This is a genomic window from Streptomyces phyllanthi, assembly GCF_009377205.1.
Classification (GTDB): domain Bacteria; phylum Actinomycetota; class Actinomycetes; order Streptomycetales; family Streptomycetaceae; genus Streptomyces; species Streptomyces phyllanthi.
Window position 1 is genome coordinate 1 of sequence record NZ_VJZE01000916.1, and the last position, 1,283, is coordinate 1,283.

The 1,283-nt window shown below is 69.7% G+C and carries 2 protein-coding genes; both read left to right on the forward strand.

What is annotated here, in order from left to right; genetic code table 11:
* Positions 1-873, forward strand: an 873-nt coding sequence (gene cysD / locus FNH04_RS46100; protein ID WP_152792165.1) for a sulfate adenylyltransferase subunit CysD, incomplete at its 5' end; no start/stop codon positions are given.
* A gap of 2 nt (positions 874-875) precedes the next feature.
* On the forward strand, positions 876-1,283 hold a 408-nt coding region (locus tag FNH04_RS46105; protein WP_194237067.1), incomplete at its 3' end, for a GTP-binding protein.

Consider the following 1,283-nt stretch of genomic DNA (forward strand, 5'->3'; position numbering starts at 1 on the left):
GCGCTGGAGTCGGAGGCGGTGCACATCTTCCGCGAGGTGGCGGGCGAGTTCGAACGGCCGGTGATCCTCTTCTCCGGCGGCAAGGACTCCATCGTCATGCTCCACCTGGCGCTGAAGGCCTTCGCCCCCGCCGCCATCCCCTTCTCCCTGCTCCACGTCGACACCGGACACAACTTCCCCGAGGTCATCGACTACCGCGACCGCACCGTCGCCCGGCACAGCCTGCGCCTGCACATCGCCTCCGTACAGGACTACATCGACCGCGGCGTCCTGCGCGAACGCCCCGACGGCACCCGCAACCCCCTGCAGACCGTGCCGCTGACGGAGAAGATCCAGTCCGAGCGGTTCGACGCCGTCTTCGGCGGCGGCCGCCGCGACGAGGAGAAGGCCCGCGCCAAGGAACGGGTGTTCTCCCTGCGCGACGAGTTCTCCCAGTGGGACCCACGCCGCCAGCGCCCGGAACTGTGGCAGCTCTACAACGGCCGCCACGCACCCGGCGAACACGTACGCGTCTTCCCGCTGTCGAACTGGACCGAACTGGACGTGTGGCAGTACATCGCCCGCGAGGGCATCGAACTGCCCCAGATCTACTTCGCACACGAGCGCGAGGTCTTCCAGCGGGCCGGCATGTGGCTCACCGCCGGCGAGTGGGGCGGACCCAAGGACGGCGAGAGTGTCGAGAAGCGACAGGTGCGCTACCGGACCGTGGGCGACATGTCCTGCACCGGCGCCGTCGACTCCGACGCGACCACCCTGGACACCGTGATCGCCGAGATCGCCGCCTCCCGCCTCACCGAGCGGGGCGCCACCCGCGCCGACGACAAACTCTCCGAGGCCGCGATGGAAGACCGCAAGCGCGAGGGGTACTTCTAGCCATGACCAGCACGATCAGTGCGCACGGCGAGGCCGAGCCGATCGGTACCGCCATCGACACGCTGCGGTTCGCGACCGCCGGGTCGGTCGACGACGGCAAGTCCACGCTCGTCGGACGGCTGCTGCACGACTCCAAGTCGGTCCTCGCCGACCAGCTGGAGGCCGTCGAGCACGCCTCACGCAACCGCGGGCAGGACACCCCCGACCTGGCGCTGCTGACGGACGGTCTGCGTGCCGAGCGCGAGCAGGGCATCACCATCGACGTGGCCTACCGCTACTTCGCCACACCCCGCCGCCGGTTCATCCTCGCCGACACACCCGGCCACGTGCAGTACACCCGCAACATGGTCACCGGCGCCTCCACCGCCGAGCTCACCGTGATCCTCGTCGACGCCCGCAACGGCGTCGTC